The sequence below is a fragment of the Paractinoplanes rhizophilus genome, assembly GCF_042664765.1.
In the GTDB taxonomy this organism is placed as follows: Bacteria; Actinomycetota; Actinomycetes; order Mycobacteriales; family Micromonosporaceae; genus Actinoplanes; species Actinoplanes rhizophilus.
On record NZ_JBHTBJ010000001.1, the window covers coordinates 280,305 to 297,974 of the forward strand.

Sequence of the window (17,670 nt, forward strand, 5' to 3'; positions counted from 1 at the left end):
TGTATCGGATGCGCGAACGTATTGGATAGGGTTCCCGGGTGCGGGTCACGAAGAGGCGGGCGCAGACGCGGGCCCGGCTGCTGGACGCCGCGTTCCGGGTGTTCGCCGCGAAAGGTTTCGGCCCGGCGCGCATCGACGACGTCTGCGCGGCCGCCGGGTACACCCGCGGCGCTTTCTACTCGAATTTCGCCACCCTCGACGAACTTTTCTTCGCCCTGTACGACGAGCGCGCCGCGATCATCGCGGCCCAGGTCGCCGAGGCCCTGACCGTCGACGCCCCTGCTGGCACCGCCTCCCTTGCTGGCGCCGCCCCTCTTGCTGGCGCCGCCCCTCTTGCTGGCGCCGCTTCCCCTGCTGACGCCGCCCTCCTCGCTGGCGCCGTTCCCCTTGCCGGCGCCGCCTCCGCTGCTGGCGCCGCCCCGGCCGACGCTCCTACCGCCGATGCGCCGGCCGCCGACGGGTTCGCGCCGCTCGAGCCCTCTATTCACGCCGTGATAGCCCGCACCGCCGCGACGCTCCTGCTCGACCGCGACTGGCTCCTGGTCAAGACCGACTTCCTGCTGTACGCGGCGCGCCACCCCGAGGTGGCTGTCCGGCTGGCCGCCCACCGCGCCGAGCTGCGGCACGCGATCGAGGCCCGGCTCGGCGCCGTGCGGGGCCGGCTGGCGCTGCCGCCCGGGGTGGCCGATCTGCCCGCCGCGGCCCACGCGGTGGTGGCCGCCTACGACGGCGTCACGGTCCAGCTGCTGCTGGACGGTGACGTGGCGGCCGCCCGCGAGTGGCTCACCCAGTTGTTGACCGCCCTGCTCGTGCGTTAGGCGGGCGTGCGGCCGTTCCTCCCGCGCACTGGCTGGCCAGGTCGTCCATCGCGGCGAGCCGGCCGGCTGGTCGGGCTGGTCGGGCTGGCGGACCGCATGGGCCACGTGGGCTGGGCGGGCTGCGTAGGCGGGCTGCGTGGGCGGGCTGCGTGGGCGGGCTGCGCGGGCGGGCTGCGCGGGCGGGCTGCGTGGGCGGGCTGCGCGGGCGGGCTGCGCGGGCGGGCTGCGTGGGCCGCGCGGGCTGGGCGGGCCGCGGGCTGGGCGGGCTAGGCGGCGACGTCGTCGACCGACGCGGCCAGGACGCCGCGGACCGCGTCGAGGACCTCGTCGTCGACGCCCAGGCCGGCCAGGACGCCGATCAGGTAGGCGCCGACCAGGTCGTAGTGCTCCCGGCCGATGTCCAGGCCCATGTGGGCCATGCGCAGGTCGCGGCCGGAATAGGCCTCCGGGCCGCCGAGCACCTGGCTCAGCAGCGCGACCATGTGGGTCTTGAGCCGGCCGATGTCGACGTGCTCGAAGTACGGCGCCAGCCGGTCGTCGGCGAGGATGACGCGGTACAGGCGGTTCACCGCCTCGGTCACGGCGGGCTCGCCACCGGCTCGTGCGTAGAAACTGTCCACTGTGGCCCCCTCTCGAGCCACAAGCTAGCCGATTCGGCCCGCCCGCGCGGTCCCGTCCGGATGTCCGAATCGACGCCAGGCGTCCTCGCCGACGGCCCCCACCCGCATCGAAGGTCACCAGTAGGGTCCCCTCGCGGATCTGGAGCCGGCGTGGGCCCGCCCGGACGGATCCGGACGAGCCCACGATTCTCCTCAGCGGCCGGCGGCGGCCACCCCGGCCCGCGTCAGGGGCCGCTGACGATGCTGGTCACCTGGTGTCCGCTGTTCACCGCGGCGCCGGTGTTGTTGATGACGTGGCTGATCGTGCCGGTGCCGCCGAGCGAGACCGTCACCATGTCGTGGAACCTGACCCCGGTCACGGCCGGCACCTCGAACGCGCGGGCGTTCACCACCGCCGGGTTGACGTTGAAGTAGCAGTAGCTGCCCAGGCCCCACGCCTCATGAGCGGTCACCGATGCGCCCACCTTGTACGCGGCCCAGCCCTGGGTCGACCCGTTCATGTAGGCCGCCTGGTTCGGGGGGTCGTACGGCATCTCGTTCTGGTAGAAGTAGGTCCGCCCGCCGTTGCCGTTCCAAATCGTCTGGTACTGCTGGTAGTGCTCGACGAACAGGCCGTAGAAGGTCACGTTCTGACCGTTGACGATCAGCCCGTTGCGGCCGGTGTTGACGTTCCAGCCGTACGTGCCGCCGTTGCCGTGGTCGGCCCGCCAGATCCAGGCGTGGTCGCCGATGACGTTGTTGCTGTTGATCTCGACGCTGACGGTGGCCTTGCCGGCGATCGCGCCGCCGAGCCGGACGAAGACGTCGGAGAGCACGGTCGGGGCGGCGGCGTGCGACGCGGACGAGCCGGCCGGGCCGACCTGCAGCAGGATGTTCGAGTTGGTGGTGCCGGCGTCGAAGAGAACGCCGGCCAGCCGCACCCCGTCGACGTCGGCGACATGCATCGCGTCGACACCGCCGTCGGGAATGAACGTGGCGAGGCCGAGACCGAGTACGACGGTGCCGGCCCGGGTCACGTTGAGGGTCTGGCCGAGGTGGTAGACACCGGGCGTGACGAGCAGGTTCTTCCCGGCGGCCAGGGCCGCGTTGATCGTCGCGGCGGTGTCACCGGATTTGACGATGTAGAACGTGCTGATCGGCAGAGAGGTGCCGGCCGGGTTGCCGCTCCCCCAGGTCGTGCCGCTCGCGTTGGATCGCAGCGCGGGGACGAAAACCTGGTAGGCGCCGGCGCTGTCGACGTACAGGTAGGGCTTTTCGGCAATCGCCGGGGTGCTTGCGATTGTCGTGAACGGCGGGGACGGGAAACTTTGCGACGGCGCGCCCGGGCTGCCGACGAAGACCTGGTTCCAGTTCGAGCCGGTCCAGCTGCCCATCTGCGAGTTGCGGGTGAGGAACTGCTGCTGCGAGCCGGACTGGATCTGGCCGTCGATCCTGGAGTCGGCGATGAAGCCGCCGGACGACCAGCCGCCGTCGGACAGCGCCAGGCTGCCGCGGACGTGCATGCGCCGATAGGGCGCGGCCTGGGAAACGGCCCAGCGGTCGAGCCCGTCGCCCGGGGTGACCGACAGGCCCTCGGCCGAGCGCCAGAAGTTCTGCGTGGCGTTCTGCGTGCCGTCCGGCCACCAGTCCGCCTCGACGTGCACGTGTCCGTTGATGTTCACCTGGTCGGGGGTCAGTCCGAGGCCGGCGACCTGGGTGAAGAAGCCGACGTTGGCGTCCACGTTGTAGCTGCCCGGCTTGAACAGCAGCGCGTAGCGCGCGTTGCCGAACTGGTTGCGGACCTGCGCGTTGAAGACGCTGGTCAGCTTGTTCTGGATCGTCGACGCGGACATCGACGGATCGAAGACACTGACGTTCGGGCCGAGGTCCGGGTTCGAGGGGTTGGTCGGCACGGTGGTCGGCGGCGTGGTGGGCGTCGTGGTCCCGCCCGAGAAGGTCCACTTCTGGTTCGGCGTTCCGGCGCAGTCCCAGATCTGGAGTTTCGCGCCGTCCGCGGAGTTGTTGTCCTTGACGTCGAGACACTTTCCGGCGGCGTTGTTGACCAGATCCTTCGAGGCGGTCAGTGTCCACTTCTGGGTGGCGACCGAGTCGTAGCAGTCCCACAGGTGCACGACCGCGCCGTTGGCGCTCGAGTTGTTCGCGATGTCGAGACACTTTCCGCGACCCTGCACCGAGCCGTCGTCCGCGAGCGTCCACACCTGGTTCTGGTTGCCCGGGGTGCAGGTCCACATCTGCGGCTGGTTGCCGTTGGCGGTCGACCCGTCGGTGACGTCGAGACACTTTCCGTTCAGCGAGGAAACCATCGTCCCCGACGCGGCGGCGAACGCGCTGGTGATGCCGGCGACGCCGAGCGCGCCGACGACCGCGGCGATGATCGCGCCGGCCAGCAGTTTTCTTGATCTCATGTGCGGGACTCCGATCAGGCGGGGTTGCCGGCGTGGGTGAGCGTTTCCCAGGCCACGAAGAGGTTGTTCGTCCCCTGCGGCCGATGCGACTCGGTGTACTGCTGCGAGTTGGTCATCGCGATCCCGAGCCGGTTGTGCAGCGCGTTGAAGGCCACCTCGGTGACCGGCCCGAGGCCCTTGGTCACGGCGCCGCCGCAGATGGTCGAGGGCACCGCCGTGCCGTTCTCGAACTTGGTGTGGATACCGAGCGCGTGCCGCATCCGCTCCTGCAGCGACGGCCACAGGTCCTCGCCCTGGATCCGGCTGGTCTCCGCGACGTGGCTGATCGCGGAGATGCCATAGCCGGTGTGCGTGAAGTCGCGGCAAGTTTCCTGCGAAAGACCGTCGACGAAGGTGCGCTGCCCCTGCCAGTAGGAGATCAGCTCGCTCGGCGTGTCGACGCTGCCGACCGGCGGATACTTCGGCTGCACGCCGTCCGCCGCGACGTAGATGTAGGCGGCCGCCCGCGCCTTGAACCGCGTGATCGCCCGGTCGTAGTTCGCCTTGTCGTCGAGGAACACCGAGATCCCGACCGCGGCCTCCATCATCGACAGCTCCCAGTTGCCGTTGCTGGAGCTTCCGGCGATCACCACCGGCAGGTAGACGGTGCGCAGCATGGTCGCGAACCGCGCCTGGCCGGGCCAGCTCGCATACGTGTGCTTGATGATCTCGGCGGCGCGCGGCCAGACCGATCCGGCCCATCCGGTCTGCAGCGGCGCGTTGCTGTTGGTGTGCGAGGTGATCGTCGCCGACCACGCGTCCATCAGCGCGATCGACTTCTGGGCGTAGGCCGTGTTACCGGTGATGTACCAGGCCAGCGCGTCGGTGTAGGCGGCGATCGCGTCCTCGCGCTCGTCGGTGCAGCCGTTGTTGGGGTTGGAGTAGGAGCCGCACTCGACCGTCGCCCGCGGCTTGGGGGTGCGCGCGAGCGAGGCGTACCGGCTGGCCATCATCTGGTTGTAGGCGGCGAGCCAGGGCGCGGCGCCCGCGTTCACCTTGCCCTTGACGAAGTCCAGCTGGGCGCGGCTGACCAGCACGCCCGGATGACTGAAACTGATCGGTGCGGCATCGGCGGTCGCGAGCCGGGCGCCAAAGGCGCCGACCGCCGCGACCAAGGCCGTGAAAGCCGCCAATAGGGCGCGTCTGCGCATGGGGATGCTCCCGGAAAGTGGGGATGGGGAAACCGGAAAGTGGGTTAACAGTTCCCGCTCGCCGACCACCGGGTCAACCCGCCATCGACCGACTTAAGTTTCCCTTAAAGGTTCCGGAACAAGAGAGCGCTCTCTGCTCGGCACCGCTCCCGGAACCGCTTCCGCCCACCATCAAAAGCCTCATACCGTACGAGTCGACCGCTCTACCACGGTGGCAACGCTCCACGCGGCCGACGCGGACACCATGACCGATCGTGGTGCGACTTGAGAAGTTGGTGCCATCGCGGGTGCGACTTGAGGACTTGGCGCGGTCGCGGTGCGACTTGAGAAGTTGGCGCCATCGCGGTGCGACTTGAGAAGTTGGCGCCATCGCGGTGCGACTTGAAGAGTTGGCGCGCGCTGCGCGCGGCACATCATCAAGATTCGGACGCGGCGCCCGTCGCCCGTCGGCTGCACTATCCGTTCCGGCGCGGCGGCGTGTGGTTCAGGCGCGGCGGTGTCGTTCTGGTCCGGCGGCGTGTCGTAATGGTCCGGCGGCGTGTCGTAATGGTCCGGCGGCGTGTCGTGGTGGTCCGGTGGTGCCGAAGTGGCGTTGAAGTAGTTCCGGCTAACTCCTGGTGGAGCGCTGCAGGCCCTCCCAGATGCGGTCCCGGGTGAAGGGCAGATCGGTGAAACGGACCCCGGTGGCATCGCGCAGGGCGTTGGCCAGCGCGGGGGCCACCGGGTTGAACGGACTCTCGCTCATCGACTTGGCGCCGAGCGGGCCGATCTCGTCGGTGGTGTCGGCGAACAGGACCTCGGTGCGCGGGACGTCGGCGAAGGTGGGCAGGTGGTACTGGCGGAAGCTGGTCGTGGTCACCTCGCCGCCCGGTCCGATGTCGACGTGCTCGGCGAGGGTTGCGCCCAGGGCCTGAGCGACGCCGCCCTCGACCTGGCCGCGGCACTGCAGCGGGTTCATGACGGTGCCCGCGTCGGCGCTGTGGACGCTGCGAAGGATCCGCAGCTCGCCGGTGTCGGGGTCGACCGCCACCCGGAACCACTGAACGTTGAAGGCGACCGAGCGCGGGGTGCCGTCGAAGTGGCCGGTCGCGGAAAGGCCGACCAGCGAGTCCGGCGGAACCCAGGGCGAGGCGTCAGCCGGGACCCCGGGCGAGGCGTCGGACGCGACGCCGGGAAGGCCGTCGGGCGCGGTGCCGGGTAAGCCGTCGGACGCCGCGCCGAGCAGGCCGTTGGGCAGGGCGCCGGGTGAGCCGTCGGGCGCGGCGGCGGGCAGGGCGTCGGGCAGGGCGTCGGGCGCGACGCCGGCGGCGAGGATTTTCTCGTACAGGGCCGTTGCGGCTTCGAGGACGGCGCGGCCGGCGACGACCACGCCGGTGGAGGCGAAGCCGCCGGTGTCGTGCCGGACCACGTCGGTGTCGGACTGGCGGATGCAGATCCGGTCGGGCGTGGTGTGCAGGGCGTCCGCGGCGATCTGGGCGTGGACGGTGGTGCTGCCGTTGCCGAACTCGGCGGTCCCGACGGCGATCTCGTAGCGGCCGCCGGGCCGGAGCGTGGCGGTGGCGTCGGCGTAGTGGCCGCCGGGCGGGCCGGCCGCGATCATGGCGATCGCGGTGCCGTCGCCGACGAACCAGCCCTCCGGCACGTCGTCGGAAATTTTCCGGGCATCGCGGATGTGCGACAGGCACTGGTCGAGGCCGTAGCTGGCGATGAAAAGGTCGTCGACGTGGTCGCCGGGGGCGAGGAGCGGCTCGCCCGTCCGGACGATATTGGCCTCGCGCATTTGGATCGGATCGAGCGAAAGTTCGCGGGCGAGTTCGTCGAGCACCGATTCCACCGCGAACGTCACCTGGCCCAGGCCGTAGCCGCGGAACGCGCCGGACGGCACGGTGTTGGTGTAGACGGCGTACGCGTCGGTCTTCTTGTTCGGGCAGCGGTAGACGGCGAGCGATTCGTGGCAGCCGTGATACATCACCGACGGGCCGTGGTTGCCGTAGGCGCCGGTGTCGGCCACGACCCGCAGCTGCATCGCGGTGAGGGTGCCGTCGCGGCGCGCCCCGGCCTTGAGAGTGACGGTGAACGGGTGCCGCGTGGTCGCGGAGGTGAACTGCTCGGCCCGGGTGTACTCCAGCTTCACCGGGCGCCGCAGCCGCAGCACGGCGAGCGCGACCAGGTCTTCGACAAGCATTTCCTGTTTGCCGCCGAAACCGCCGCCGACCCGGCCGGCGAGCACGCGCACCCGGTCGAGCGGCAGGTCGTAGAGGGACGCGACCGCGCGCCGGGTGAGGAACGGCGTCTGCGAGCTGGTGCGGATGACCAGGCGGCCGTCGTCGTCGAGCCAGCCGACCGCGCCGTGCGTCTCGAGGCTGGCGTGCTGCACCCGGGCGGTATGGAAAGTTTCCTCGTAGACGGCGTCCGCCTCGGCGAAACCCGCCTCGACGTCGCCCATCGAGGCGTCGAGCCGGCCGATCACGTTGCCCGGCACCGACGAGTGCACGAGGGGCGCGCCCGGCGCCATGGCGGCCTCGGGCGACAGCACGGCCGGGAGCACCTCGTACTCGACGGTCACCGCCCGGCAGCCGGCCTCGGCCGCGGCCTCCGAGGTGGCGACGACGGCGGCCACCCGCTGGCCGGCGAAGCGGACCACGTCGTCGAGCACGCGCGTGTCGGCCGGATCCTCCGCGACATTTTCGTGCTGAGCGGTGGAGAAGCGGGCGCTGGGTGCGTCGGCGTGGGTGAAGACGGCCTCCACGCCGGGCACCGACAGCGCGGCCTCCACCGAGATCGCCACGATCCGGGCGTGCGCGTGCGGCGACCGCACCACCTTCATGTGCAGCACGCCGGGAACGTCGAGGTCGAACGTGTACCGGGCGGCGCCGGTGACGACCTGCGGCCCGGCGGGGGCGCCGAGGCTGGCGCCGACGGCCGGCCCGGCCGAGGGCTCGGACGCGTTGACGACGCCGGCCAGCGCGTCGGCAACGGCGCGGTACCCCGTGCAACGGCAGAGGTTGCCCTTGAAGGCGCGGGGAAGGTCGGCGCGCTGGTCGTCGGTGAGCGCGGCCGTGGTCATGATCAGACCGGCGGTGCAGAACCCGCATTGGAAACCTTGCGCGTCGAGGAAAGCACGCTGCGCCGGATGCAGGTCGTCGGCGCCGGCCAGGCCCTCGATGGTGGTCACGTTTCGCGAAACAGCGCGAAAGGCCGGATAGACACAGGAGTGCACCGGCATGCCGTCGACATGCACCGTGCACGCGCCGCAGTCCCCGGTGTCGCAGCCTTTCTTGACGCCGAAGCAGCCCTCCTCGCGCAGGTAGGTGCGCAGACACTGGCCCGGCCGGGGCGGGCGGTCGTGGTCGTGTCCGTTGATTCTCATGGGCACAGCTCCCGGCGGATCTGCTCGGCGTAGAGCCGGGTCATGTGCCGCCGCCAGGCCGGCGAGCCGTGCACGTCGCGGACGTACTCGTCGTCGGGGATGCGCTCGGTGAGCGCGATCTGCACGACCTCGGCGCTCGGCAGCATCGGGAAACTCAGGACGTGCGGCCGCTTGGTGGCCGCGGTGACCGTGATGACCAGCCCACCGCCGGCGGTGACCCGGCCGATCAGCAGCACGCCCGAACGGCCGTTGGCATGCAGTGAGCCCTGGCGGAAGGCCGTCCGCGCGGCCAGTGCGTCCGTGGGCAGGTGGACGGACCTGAGCAGCTCGCCCTCGGCCAGCACGGTGGTGCCCTCGCCGGTCACGAAGTCGCGAACCGGAACCTTCCGTGATCCCGACGGGCTCAGCAGCAGGCAGGTGCCGTCCAGGGCGGCCCCGAGCGCGGTCATCGGCCCGGCCGGCAACGCGGCGCACAAGTTTCCGCCCACGGTGGCAACATTCCAGATCTTGAAGGACGCGAGGAACGCGTGGCAGCAGCGCGAGACGATGTCGTAGCCGCTGCTGGCAAGCTCGGCGATGGTGCAGGTGGCGGCGATCTCCAGCTCGTCCGCGCCCGCGGTCAGGGCGGGCCAGCCGGCGACGGTGAGGTCGAGCAGCCGGGTCAGATGCGGCCGTGGCTCGGAGAACAGGACCGTCCCGCCGCCCAGCCACGCGTCGCCCGGGCGCCACTGGCCGACCCCGGCCGGGCTGATCACTTCGGCGACAGTGTTCAGATCCACGTTCGTACGTTACGCGCCCGTTGTTTCCGATCTTTGCGGGAAGGTTGTTTCCAACCTTGCGGAAAGGTTCGTCAGATCGTTGCGGGAAGCAGGATCAGCAGCGTGAGCGCGACGGAGACCAGCCACGCGGCGTAGAGGGCCAGCGGCCGGCGCGGCACCACGATCTCGGGCGGCGGCGGCAGCGGGCTGATCGCGAGGGATTGGCTGCGCGCGTCCCGCAACGCGGCCACCAGCTCGTCGGCACTGCGCTGGCTCTCCGGCGAGGGCCAGGGCGGCGGCACCGGCACGGTCAGCACCGCCTCGCCCGCGGTGAGCAGCACCGTCCCGGCGTCGTCGTGCACCACCGCGCTGTCGGTCGCCCACGGTTGCCGATCGGGCCCGCTGAAGCCGATCGCGGCCACGCCGCCCGCGTGCCACCGCAGGCGCGGGCGCAGCTGGGTGCGCCACCCGAACTCGTACCCGAAAGCGCCCGCCACCGCCGCGACCGGCGCCAGCACCGCCGGGTCGGCGCCCGCGATGCCCGCGAGCTCGCCGGCGGCCAGCGCGGCGCCGAAACCGATCGCGACAGTTGCCGCCCACGCGCGCTGCGGCGCGATCCGGTGCTCGCGCGGCTCGAAGGCGTCCGCCCCGCGGTCGGCCGGCCGCAGCGCGTCGGGGTCGACCAGTTGCTCCTCGTCGTCCTCGATCTCGCGCGGCAGCCCCTGCACCACGTCGTAGGCCACCTCGATCACGTCGCCGACCGGTCCGACCGGCACATGGATGCGCCCCTCGACCTCGACCGCGCACCACGCGCCCGGTCGCGGCTCGCCGTAGAGCGTCCCCGGCCGCGTTCTCGCCTCGCCCTCCCCGGTCCAGGCCGGTTCGGCGACGTCGAAGGCGAATTCCTTCGCGACCAGCCCGCCGGGGTGCGGCAGGAGCACGTGCACGTGGCCCATCTGCTCGACGACGCGGACCTCGTGCACGGGCTGCGGAGTGGCGAACAGCTGCCGCAGCCGCGCACGGTGGGTGAGGACGCGGGCGGCCAACGCGCAGCCGAGCCCGAAGGCCGCGATCACGCCGGTGATCCACGGCGGGCCCGCGTATCGCAGCAGCACGGCCACGAAAGTTGCCATGGCCAGCGTCATCAGGGTCAAGCCGGCGACCTCGGCGGGCACGGCGACGTGCGGCAGGCCGGCGGGTGCCGGCGGCTGGCGGCGAGGGACCATGGCGGCCACCGGGGAGCGGTCACGCCGGGTGAGGGCGATGGCCACCAACGCGTACGCCCAGCCGACCAGCGCCGCCGACGCGGTCTGGGCGAGCGACGTCCACACCACCGCGGCGAGCACTCCGGCCCAGGCCGCGGCGCCGCGATGCGCGTACACCATGATCGCGGGCGCGACCAGAACGCCCAGACCGACCCACGCGGCGGCGGGCGACGGGTCGCCGGCACCGCCGAGACGCCCGAAAAGCAGCAGGAAAGCCACCGCCCCGGTGACCGGCACCAGCCCCTCGACCCGCAGCAGCCGACCCATGTCCTCATCGTCGGCGAGAGTTCGCGGCGCGCGGGCCGGAATGCCGGGAAACTTTCCGGCGGCGACCCGCCGCCAGCCGCGGCGCGCGGGGCCCGGGTGACGGGAAACTTTCCGGCCGCCACCCGGGAGACTTCACGGCGCGCGGGCCACCCTCGGCGGATATGGACCGCTACGAGGCCACGATCCAGCGGGTGACGGTCCGCACCCGGCTGACCACCTTGCCCTTGACCTTGACCTGGTAGCGCTGCTTGACCGGCACCGGGAGCCGCCAGCCCAGGCCGGCCTGCCGGTACCAGGTATGGCAGCCCTCCGCGGCACGGCCCAGCCCCGACCGCTGAATGCAGCGGTAGCCGAAGCTCGCGCGGTACGGGTCGTCGGCGGCGGGCCACGCGGCTTCGCCGCCGAGGACGGATTCCAGGGCCACGTACCAGTTCCACGCCATTTTCTGGTAGCCGTAGTCGTTGGGGTGCTCCCGGTTCCACATGTCGATGCCGCGCACGTCGCTCTGGTCGACGAGGTGGAAGTCCGGGCCCTTGGTGGCGACGATCCGGGCGACCGCCTCGTTGTAGCCGGTGGTCCGCCACCGCTGGGCAGCGGCGTCCGAGTAGTCGCCGAGGCCGACGATCTTCGCGACGAAGACCTGCGCCCCGGGCCGGTCGGCGGCGATCCGGTCGAGCAGCCGGTCGAGGTCGCGAGCGGCGTTCCGGTTGCCGCGCACCATGTCGTTGGTGCCGATGTGCAGCAGGATCACGTCCGGCTCGTAGGTGGCGAGCCAGTCGTCGACATGCTCGGCGAGCTGCGCGATCGTCCAGCCCTTGTGCCCTTCGTGGTCGGGGTCGCGCGACGTGCCGGTGTGCTGCGAGCCGACGAGATCGGCCTGCACGCCGGCCCGGCTGAGCCGCCAGAACAGCGCGCTGCGGTAGGAGTCGTTGCTGGTGGAGCCGACGCCCCAGGTGATCGAGTCCCCGAGCGGCATGATCCGGACGGGGCCGCTCGCCCTGCCCAGCGGCATGACCTGGGCGGGGCTGCCTGCCTCGCGGACCGGCCGTTCGGCCCGGGCCTGCGCCGGGCCGGCGCCGAGAAGGAGCAGCGGCACTGCCAGCGCCACGGTGAGGCGCCTCGCCGAAATCTTCACGAACCTCTCCTTCGAGATCGACGCTGGATCGGCGTCGGCCTGTCGTATCGGTCGCGGTGGTGCGCGCTCTGACGTTTCACCCGGGTTCGCAACCGAAGACGCACTTTCCGTCCGGAGGTGCTACTTCTGTGGTCATGAACGGGGTGGAAATTTCGCGGCGGTACTACCTGTCGTCGGTGGCGCCGGGGTTGCGCGGGGTGCGGCACGCGGCGGCGCTGCTAGGCCCCGGATCCGAAGTGCTCGGGTACGACGACGAGGTCTCGCCCGACCACGACTTCGGGGAGCGGGTGCAGATATTCGGTCCCGGCCACGAAAGTGCCGGCGAGTTCTTCGCGGCGCTGCTCGGCTTCGACCCGGCCGACGGCGTGACCGTCGCCGACTGGCTGCTCACACCAACGCAAATTTTCGCCAGCCTCACCCGCGGCGCGGTCTTCCACGACCCGGACGGCGAGCTGGCGAACCGGCGGGCGGCGATCGCGTGGTATCCGGACGACGTCTGGCGCTATGCGCTGGCGGCGGGGTGGTTGAAGGTCTCCCAGGAGGAGGCGTTCGTCGCGCGCACCGGCGCCGCCGGCGACGAGATCGGGTCGCGGATCCTGGCGGCGCGGCTCGCGCGGGAGCTGATGCGGCTCGCGTTCCTGGTGGAGCGGCGCTGGGCGCCGTACGCGAAATGGTTCGGCCGGGCTTTCGGCGAGCTTTCGCTCGCCGCGACGCTGGCGGCGCCGCTGCGGGCGGCGATGGCCGCGGAGGGCTGGCGGGAGCGCGAGGAGATGATCTGTACGGCGGGAAGCACGCTCGCGGCGGCGACCAACGCGCTCGGGTTGTGCCCGGAGCTGGACCCGTCGCCGCGCCCGTTCTACACGCGGGACATCCGGGTGCTGGCCGGCGACCGCTTCACCGTGGCGCTGACCGCGGAGATCACCGATCCCGTGCTGCTCGGGGTCGTCGGCCGGGCCGGCCGCCGGCAGCAGATCCCCAAGCTGCCCGGCACGATCGACCAGGCCGTCGACTCGACCGACATCCTCGGCAACACGGAACGTTTCCGCGCCGCCGGGCTGCTGCTCGGCCTGGGATAGTCATCGTCCGCCGGAAAGTTCGTTGTACTCCGCCGCCACCTCCTGGCCGGAAAGTTTCGCGATGGCGGCCATGATCTCGTCGGTGGCGGCGCGCCGGGCCGGGCCGGGCCGCCCGTCCGGCGGAGGGCCGAAGCGCATCGGCTCGCCGAACCGCACGGTGACTTTCCCGGGTTTGGGGAAACTTGCGCCGACCGGCTGGATCCGGTCGGTGCCGAGCAGCGCGACCGGCACCACGGGCGCGCCCGAGGCGATCGCCAGCCACCCGACGCCGGTGCGGCCGCGGTAGAGCCGGCCGTCGCGCGAGCGGCTGCCCTCGGGGTGGATGCCGAAGGCGCCGCCGGCCTCGAGCACCCGCAGCGCGACCTCGAGCGACTCCTGCGCAGCCCGGTAGCCGCCGCGCGGCACCGGAATCGCGTCGATGCCGGTGATGAACGTGCGGGTCACCCATTGTTTCGGGCCGCCGGCGCGAAAGTATTCCGCCTTGGCCAGGAAAGAAACGCGGCGCGGTGTCAGGAGCGGGATCAGGAAACTGTCCACGAAAGACAGATGGTTGGCCGCCAGGATGACCGGCCCGGTGCGCGGAACGTTGGCGGCGCCGTGCACCTCGGGACGGAAGGCGATCCGCGAGATCGGCAGCAGCATCGGCCGGAGGGCGGCGGCGAGCATGGCGTCAGCCCTTCAGGTGAGCGTCGACGGCGGCCACGAGCAGCGGTTCCGGCGTGTCGAAACCGGTGACCACCTGCAGCGTTCCCCAGTGCCAGAGCTGGGCGATGCCGTGCAGGGCCGCCCACAGCGCCGCGGCGCCGGCCGTGGGTTGCGCCAGGCGCGCTTGCGTCAGCAGTTTCACGAGTACGCCGAAAAGTGGCGTGCTCTGCTCGCGCAACCCGATGTTGTTGCCGCGCAGCAGATCGTGGCGAAACATCAGCGCGAACATTCCGGGCTCGTTCCTGGCGAAGTCCACGTATCGGCGGGCGAGCGCGAGCAACGCGGCGCGCGGCTGCGCGCCGCTCTCGCCGATCGTCTCGGCGACCACCGTGCCGAGTTTGCGGTATCCCTCGCGCGCGATCGCCGCGAGGAGAGCCTGATGCGTCGGGAAGTAGCGCCGCGGCGCGCCGTGCGAGACCCCGGCCCGGCGGGCGATCTCGCGCAGCGACAGCGCGTCGGTGCCGGCCTCGGCCAGCAGCTCGACCCCCGCGGCGACGAGCCGCGTTTCCAGATCCCCCGGTTGCATAGACAGTGTCTACCACCGTCGCGTAGACACTGTCTACCGCTTGCCGGGCGACTGGTGTTCCGGGTAGTGGGGCGAAGGTTGGCGGCTACTGCGCGGTCCGGGCCGGCGTGACGGCTACTGGCCGACCGGTGGGGCCCAGCCGGGCCGGGGGATGAGGCAGAACGGATGGCCGGCCGGATCGGCGTAGACGTGGTTGCCGCCCGGGAGCGGGGTCGCGCCCAGCGCCAGCACGCGCTCGTGGGCGACGGCCTGGTCGTCGACCATCACGTCCAGGTGGATCTGCTGCGGGATCGCGGGGTCGGGCCAGGTGGGCGGGCGCTGGTCGCGGGAGCGCTGGAAGGCCAGGCCCGAGGTGTGGTCGTTCGCGGCGACCACGGCGAAGTCGTCGTCGGAGTAGGTGATCGGCGTGCCGAGCAGCTCGCTGTAGAAGGAGGCCAGGGCGAGCGGCTCGGGGCAGTCGAGGATGACGTGGTGAAGTCGGCCGATGGGCATGACTCCCGATTGTCGCCGACCTTTACCGTGGCGGCATGCGAACTGTCACCGTGACGGCGCCTTCGGGCACCGCGTGGCGCGTCCGGGTCGTGTGGGCGCCGCGCTGGCGGGCCCTGGCGCGGCGTTTCGGCGGCTGGCGCTCGAAGCGCACCGGCACCTCGGGCGACGTGGTCGACGGCGCCCTCGAGGTGGGCGGCAACATGCCCAGCTCCGGCGGTGGCGGTGGCGGCTCCGGGCTGGGTGACGAGATCGCGGCGATCGTTTTCGTCCTCATCGCCTTCGTGCTGGCTGCCGCGCTGTTCTGGTGGGTGCTGCTGCCGCTTCTGTTGCTCGTCCTCGACCTGGTGATCGTCCTGCTCCTGTTGGCGGTGTCGGTCGTCGCGCGCGTGCTGTTCCGTCGCCCGTGGACGGTGGAGGCCACCGCTACGGGGCAGCCCGGGGTCGCCCAGCAGGTGGTGGGCTGGCGCGCGGCCCTGCGCCGGCGGGACGAGATCGCCGACGCGCTGGGCCGGGGCCTGCGGCCCGAGCCGATGCCGAGCCCGCTGCAGCGCTGACGTCGCGGCGTCCCCGTCCGACGCAGCGGCTGCCGCCACTCACGTGAGCGCCGGGGCGGCGCACTCAGGCGCGGCCGCTCAAGCGGCCGACCCGGCACATCCCGCTCAAGCGGGCATCGTGGCGGGCCCGGAGGCGGTCGCCGACGACGAGCTGCTCAGCCGCCCAGCGCGATCCCGGCGCCGGGCGCGGTGAACCCGGGATAGTCGCCGTCGCCGACGGCGATTTTCAGCGTACGGCCGACCGCCGTGACCACCTGGGACTCGACCGCGCTGCCGACGTGGTCGGACGGGGTCACCGGGTCGGCCGCGATGCCCGCCGCCACCGCTGTGCGGGTGAAGCCGACGAACGTCTCGGTGCGGTTGTCCTCGGTGCTGCCGGTCTTGCCGGCCACCGGCCGTCCGCCCATGATCGAGTCGACCTGGGTGGCGGTGCCGCCGTCGCATTTGCCGTACGTGCTCTGCTGGCCGACCGGGCAGCGGGCCGCGTCGGTGGCCGCGCGGGCGACCTCGGGGTCGAGGACCTGCCGGCAGCTGGACGAGACGGCGACCTTCCCGCCGTCGGGGCCGGTGATCGACTGGACCGGGAGCGGCGAGCAGTAGACGCCCTCGCTCGCCACGGCGGCGTACGCGGAGGCCAGCTCGAGCGGGGTGGTGTCGACGACGCCGAGGGTGAACGAGCCCCAGCCGTCCGGCTCGGCGGCCAGCGCGGCGTCGGACCGGGAGCTGAAGCTGATCCCGAGCTTCTTGGCCTCGGCGACCGCGGCGGCCGGGCCCACCTGCTCCTCCAGGTGCACGAAGTACGTGTTCACCGAGCGGCCGAACGCGCTCCACATGGTGCGGTAGCCGTCCATCCAGGCGGGGTTGCTGTTGCCGGGGCAGTACTTGCCGCCGCAGCTGTCCGGGCCGTTGTCGGGCCACTCGGTGGGCAGCTTGGCCGGCGCGTCGAAGCCGGTGTCCAGCGGCATGCCGGCCTCGAGCGCGGCGAGCATGGTGAACAACTTGAAGGTCGAGCCGGATGGGTAGCCGTGCAGGCTGGGGCCCCCGCTGACCAGCGGGTTCACTGTGTTCGAGGTGCCCTTCGCGGTGCTGTAGTGCCGGTTGACCGCGAGCGCCAGGACCTTGCCGGTGCCGGGCTGCACCACCGCGATCGGCAAAACTTTCTTGTTGTTCAGGCCGTAGACGGCGCGGGACTGCTCGGCGGCGGCGCGCTGCACGTCCGGGTCGAGCGTGGTGACGATGGTGTAGCCGCCGCGGCGCAGGGCGGTGTCGCGTGCGGTGGCGGTCCTGCCGAACTGCGGCTGCGCGTCGAACCAGCTGCGTACGTAGTCGCAGAAGAAGCCCCAGCCGTTGGTCTTGCCGGAGGCGTCCACGCACCCGTTGGGCTGGGATCGGCCGGAGAACGTCAGCTTCTCGGCGGCGGCCGCCTTCCGCTGCGCCTCGGTGATCATCCCGGCTTTCCGCATCGCTCCCAGCACGTACAGCTGCCGGGCCTTGGCCTTGGATCTGTCGCCGCTGATCGGGTTGTCGGCGTCGGGCGACTGCACGATGCCGGCGATCATGGCGGCCTGCGCGAGGTCGAGGCGGGACGGCGGGACTCCGAAGATGCGCCGCGATGCCGCCTCCACGCCGTAGGCGCCGTCGCCGAAGTACACGATGTTGAGGTAGTTCTGCAGGATCTGCTGCTTGGTGAGCCGCTGCTCGAGCTCGATCGCGTATTGGACCTCTTTGAGCTTGCGAGCGGGGGTGTCGGCGGTCGCGCCGGCGCGCTCGGCGGCGGTGAGCGTCGGGTCCTCCTTGAGGACGTTCCGGACGACCTGCATGGTCAGCGTCGAGGCGCCCTGCTCGGCCTCGCCGCTGCGCGCGTCGGTGACCAGCGCGCGGACGGCGCCCTTCAGATCGACGCCGCCGTGCTGGTAGTAGCGGACGTCCTCGGCGGCCACGATCGCCTGCTGCATCACGGGGGCGATCTGGCCGAGCGCGACGTCGTGCCGGTCCTCGTCGTAGAACGTGGTGATCAGCGTCTTGCCGTCGTTCGCGTAGACCCTGGTGACCTGGGCCGTGGGCGGGTCCAGGAGCTGCTCGGGCAGCTCGGCGCGCTGCTGTTCGGACCAGTGCGCGGCGGAGATCAGGACGGCCCCGGCCGGGATCGCCGCGACGCCGACGAGAGCGCCGACGAGGATCAGCACGCCGCTGAGGCGGGCCAGTGCCCCGCCCCGCGTCTCCCGTGTCATCGTCAAGATCCCTTCATCGGTCAGACCTTCTAGTCGGTAGCACCGGAATCTGAGATGTCCCTGGGTTTCGTTACCGATCCGTAACTTTCCGGGGTCCCTTACACGTGGTGACCGTCACACCGTGCTTCGAGCACGCTTCTGTCCAGATTAAGCCGCGAAATCCGGCGGATCTCATGACCAAGGTCACTGTGCGTGATCACTTTTCCGTGACCTGGGTTACTGACTGGTAGCTCTGGCACTTGTAACCGCTGAGCAGGG

General features: G+C 71.5%; 14 protein-coding genes. 3 read left to right on the top strand and 11 right to left on the bottom strand.

The features are described 5' to 3' along the window. The first annotated feature begins 38 nt into the window (after positions 1-38). Entirely contained in the window at positions 39-818 is a 780-nt protein-coding gene (locus tag ACFQS1_RS01210) for a TetR/AcrR family transcriptional regulator (RefSeq protein WP_378963966.1), read from the top strand. Positions 819-1,084: 266 nt separating this feature from the next. On the opposite strand, the gene ACFQS1_RS01215 is transcribed toward ACFQS1_RS01210, so the two are convergent. The 7 genes from ACFQS1_RS01215 to ACFQS1_RS01245 all read right to left on the bottom strand — a co-directional run bounded on the left by ACFQS1_RS01215 (position 1,085) and on the right by ACFQS1_RS01245 (position 11,828). Beyond that, positions 1,085-1,438 (bottom strand): group I truncated hemoglobin, encoded by a 354-nt coding sequence (locus tag ACFQS1_RS01215; protein ID WP_378963967.1) that lies wholly within the window; start codon positions 1,436-1,438, stop codon positions 1,085-1,087. A gap of 224 nt (positions 1,439-1,662) precedes the next feature. Then, positions 1,663-3,843, bottom strand: coding sequence for a ricin-type beta-trefoil lectin domain protein (locus ACFQS1_RS01220; protein WP_378963968.1), 2,181 nt, complete (start codon positions 3,841-3,843; stop codon positions 1,663-1,665). 14 nt (positions 3,844-3,857) lie between these two features. Continuing rightward, a complete protein-coding gene (locus tag ACFQS1_RS01225) occupies positions 3,858-5,033 on the bottom strand; it encodes an alginate lyase family protein (RefSeq protein ID WP_378963969.1) in 1,176 nt (391 codons plus the stop codon). Between the two features lie 607 nt (positions 5,034-5,640). Then, positions 5,641-8,403: a molybdopterin-dependent oxidoreductase gene (locus ACFQS1_RS01230; RefSeq protein ID WP_378963970.1), complete on the bottom strand. Its 2,763-nt coding sequence runs from the start codon at positions 8,401-8,403 to the stop codon at positions 5,641-5,643. After that, positions 8,400-9,182 carry an FAD binding domain-containing protein gene (locus tag ACFQS1_RS01235; protein ID WP_378963971.1) on the bottom strand — a complete coding sequence of 261 codons (783 nt, stop codon included), beginning with the start codon at positions 9,180-9,182 and terminating at the stop codon, positions 8,400-8,402. Before ACFQS1_RS01235 ends, ACFQS1_RS01230 begins: the two co-directional genes overlap by 4 nt. A gap of 71 nt (positions 9,183-9,253) precedes the next feature. After that, entirely contained in the window at positions 9,254-10,693 is a 1,440-nt protein-coding gene (locus ACFQS1_RS01240) for a hypothetical protein (RefSeq protein WP_378963972.1), read from the bottom strand. Between the two features lie 169 nt (positions 10,694-10,862). Further along, entirely contained in the window at positions 10,863-11,828 is a 966-nt protein-coding gene (locus tag ACFQS1_RS01245) for an SGNH/GDSL hydrolase family protein (protein ID WP_378963973.1), read from the bottom strand. Between the two features lie 134 nt (positions 11,829-11,962). Between ACFQS1_RS01245 and ACFQS1_RS01250 the strand changes: the two genes are divergently transcribed. Further along, positions 11,963-12,904, top strand: coding sequence for a DUF4037 domain-containing protein (locus tag ACFQS1_RS01250; protein WP_378964622.1), 942 nt, complete (start codon positions 11,963-11,965; stop codon positions 12,902-12,904). Here ACFQS1_RS01250 and ACFQS1_RS01255 read toward each other — a convergent pair whose 3' ends face one another. The 3 genes from ACFQS1_RS01255 to ACFQS1_RS01265 form a co-directional block, all read right to left on the bottom strand. Continuing rightward, positions 12,905-13,570 carry a lysophospholipid acyltransferase family protein gene (locus ACFQS1_RS01255; protein WP_378963974.1) on the bottom strand — a complete coding sequence of 222 codons (666 nt, stop codon included), beginning with the start codon at positions 13,568-13,570 and terminating at the stop codon, positions 12,905-12,907. 4 nt (positions 13,571-13,574) lie between these two features. Then, the gene (locus ACFQS1_RS01260) at positions 13,575-14,135 is read right to left on the bottom strand and encodes a TetR/AcrR family transcriptional regulator (protein WP_378963975.1); all 561 of its coding nucleotides are present in this window, start codon (positions 14,133-14,135) and stop codon (positions 13,575-13,577) included. Between the two features lie 114 nt (positions 14,136-14,249). Further along, on the bottom strand, positions 14,250-14,627 hold the full coding sequence (locus ACFQS1_RS01265) for a VOC family protein (protein WP_378963976.1): 378 nt from the start codon (positions 14,625-14,627) through the stop codon (positions 14,250-14,252). A gap of 35 nt (positions 14,628-14,662) precedes the next feature. Between ACFQS1_RS01265 and ACFQS1_RS01270 the strand changes: the two genes are divergently transcribed. Then, entirely contained in the window at positions 14,663-15,181 is a 519-nt protein-coding gene (locus ACFQS1_RS01270) for a hypothetical protein (RefSeq protein WP_378963977.1), read from the top strand. 155 nt (positions 15,182-15,336) lie between these two features. Here ACFQS1_RS01270 and ACFQS1_RS01275 read toward each other — a convergent pair whose 3' ends face one another. Next, positions 15,337-17,412, bottom strand: coding sequence for a transglycosylase domain-containing protein (locus ACFQS1_RS01275; protein ID WP_378963978.1), 2,076 nt, complete (start codon positions 17,410-17,412; stop codon positions 15,337-15,339). Positions 17,413-17,670: the final 258 nt, after the last annotated feature.

Excerpts from the sequence above, each read along its gene's own strand:
- ACFQS1_RS01265 (WP_378963976.1), bottom strand. The coding sequence starts at position 14,627 with ATGCCCATCGGCCGACTTCACCACGTCATCCTCGACTGCCCCGAGCCG.
- ACFQS1_RS01240 (WP_378963972.1), bottom strand. The coding sequence starts at position 10,693 with ATGGGTCGGCTGCTGCGGGTCGAGGGGCTGGTGCCGGTCACCGGGGCG.
- ACFQS1_RS01275 (WP_378963978.1), bottom strand. The coding sequence starts at position 17,412 with ATGACACGGGAGACGCGGGGCGGGGCACTGGCCCGCCTCAGCGGCGTG.
- ACFQS1_RS01260 (WP_378963975.1), bottom strand. The coding sequence starts at position 14,135 with ATGCAACCGGGGGATCTGGAAACGCGGCTCGTCGCCGCGGGGGTCGAG.
- ACFQS1_RS01270 (WP_378963977.1), top strand. The coding sequence starts at position 14,663 with ATGCGAACTGTCACCGTGACGGCGCCTTCGGGCACCGCGTGGCGCGTC.
- ACFQS1_RS01255 (WP_378963974.1), bottom strand. The coding sequence starts at position 13,570 with ATGCTCGCCGCCGCCCTCCGGCCGATGCTGCTGCCGATCTCGCGGATC.
- ACFQS1_RS01220 (WP_378963968.1), bottom strand. The coding sequence starts at position 3,843 with ATGAGATCAAGAAAACTGCTGGCCGGCGCGATCATCGCCGCGGTCGTC.
- ACFQS1_RS01225 (WP_378963969.1), bottom strand. The coding sequence starts at position 5,033 with ATGCGCAGACGCGCCCTATTGGCGGCTTTCACGGCCTTGGTCGCGGCG.
- ACFQS1_RS01250 (WP_378964622.1), top strand. The coding sequence starts at position 11,963 with ATGAACGGGGTGGAAATTTCGCGGCGGTACTACCTGTCGTCGGTGGCG.
- ACFQS1_RS01230 (WP_378963970.1), bottom strand. The coding sequence starts at position 8,403 with ATGAGAATCAACGGACACGACCACGACCGCCCGCCCCGGCCGGGCCAG.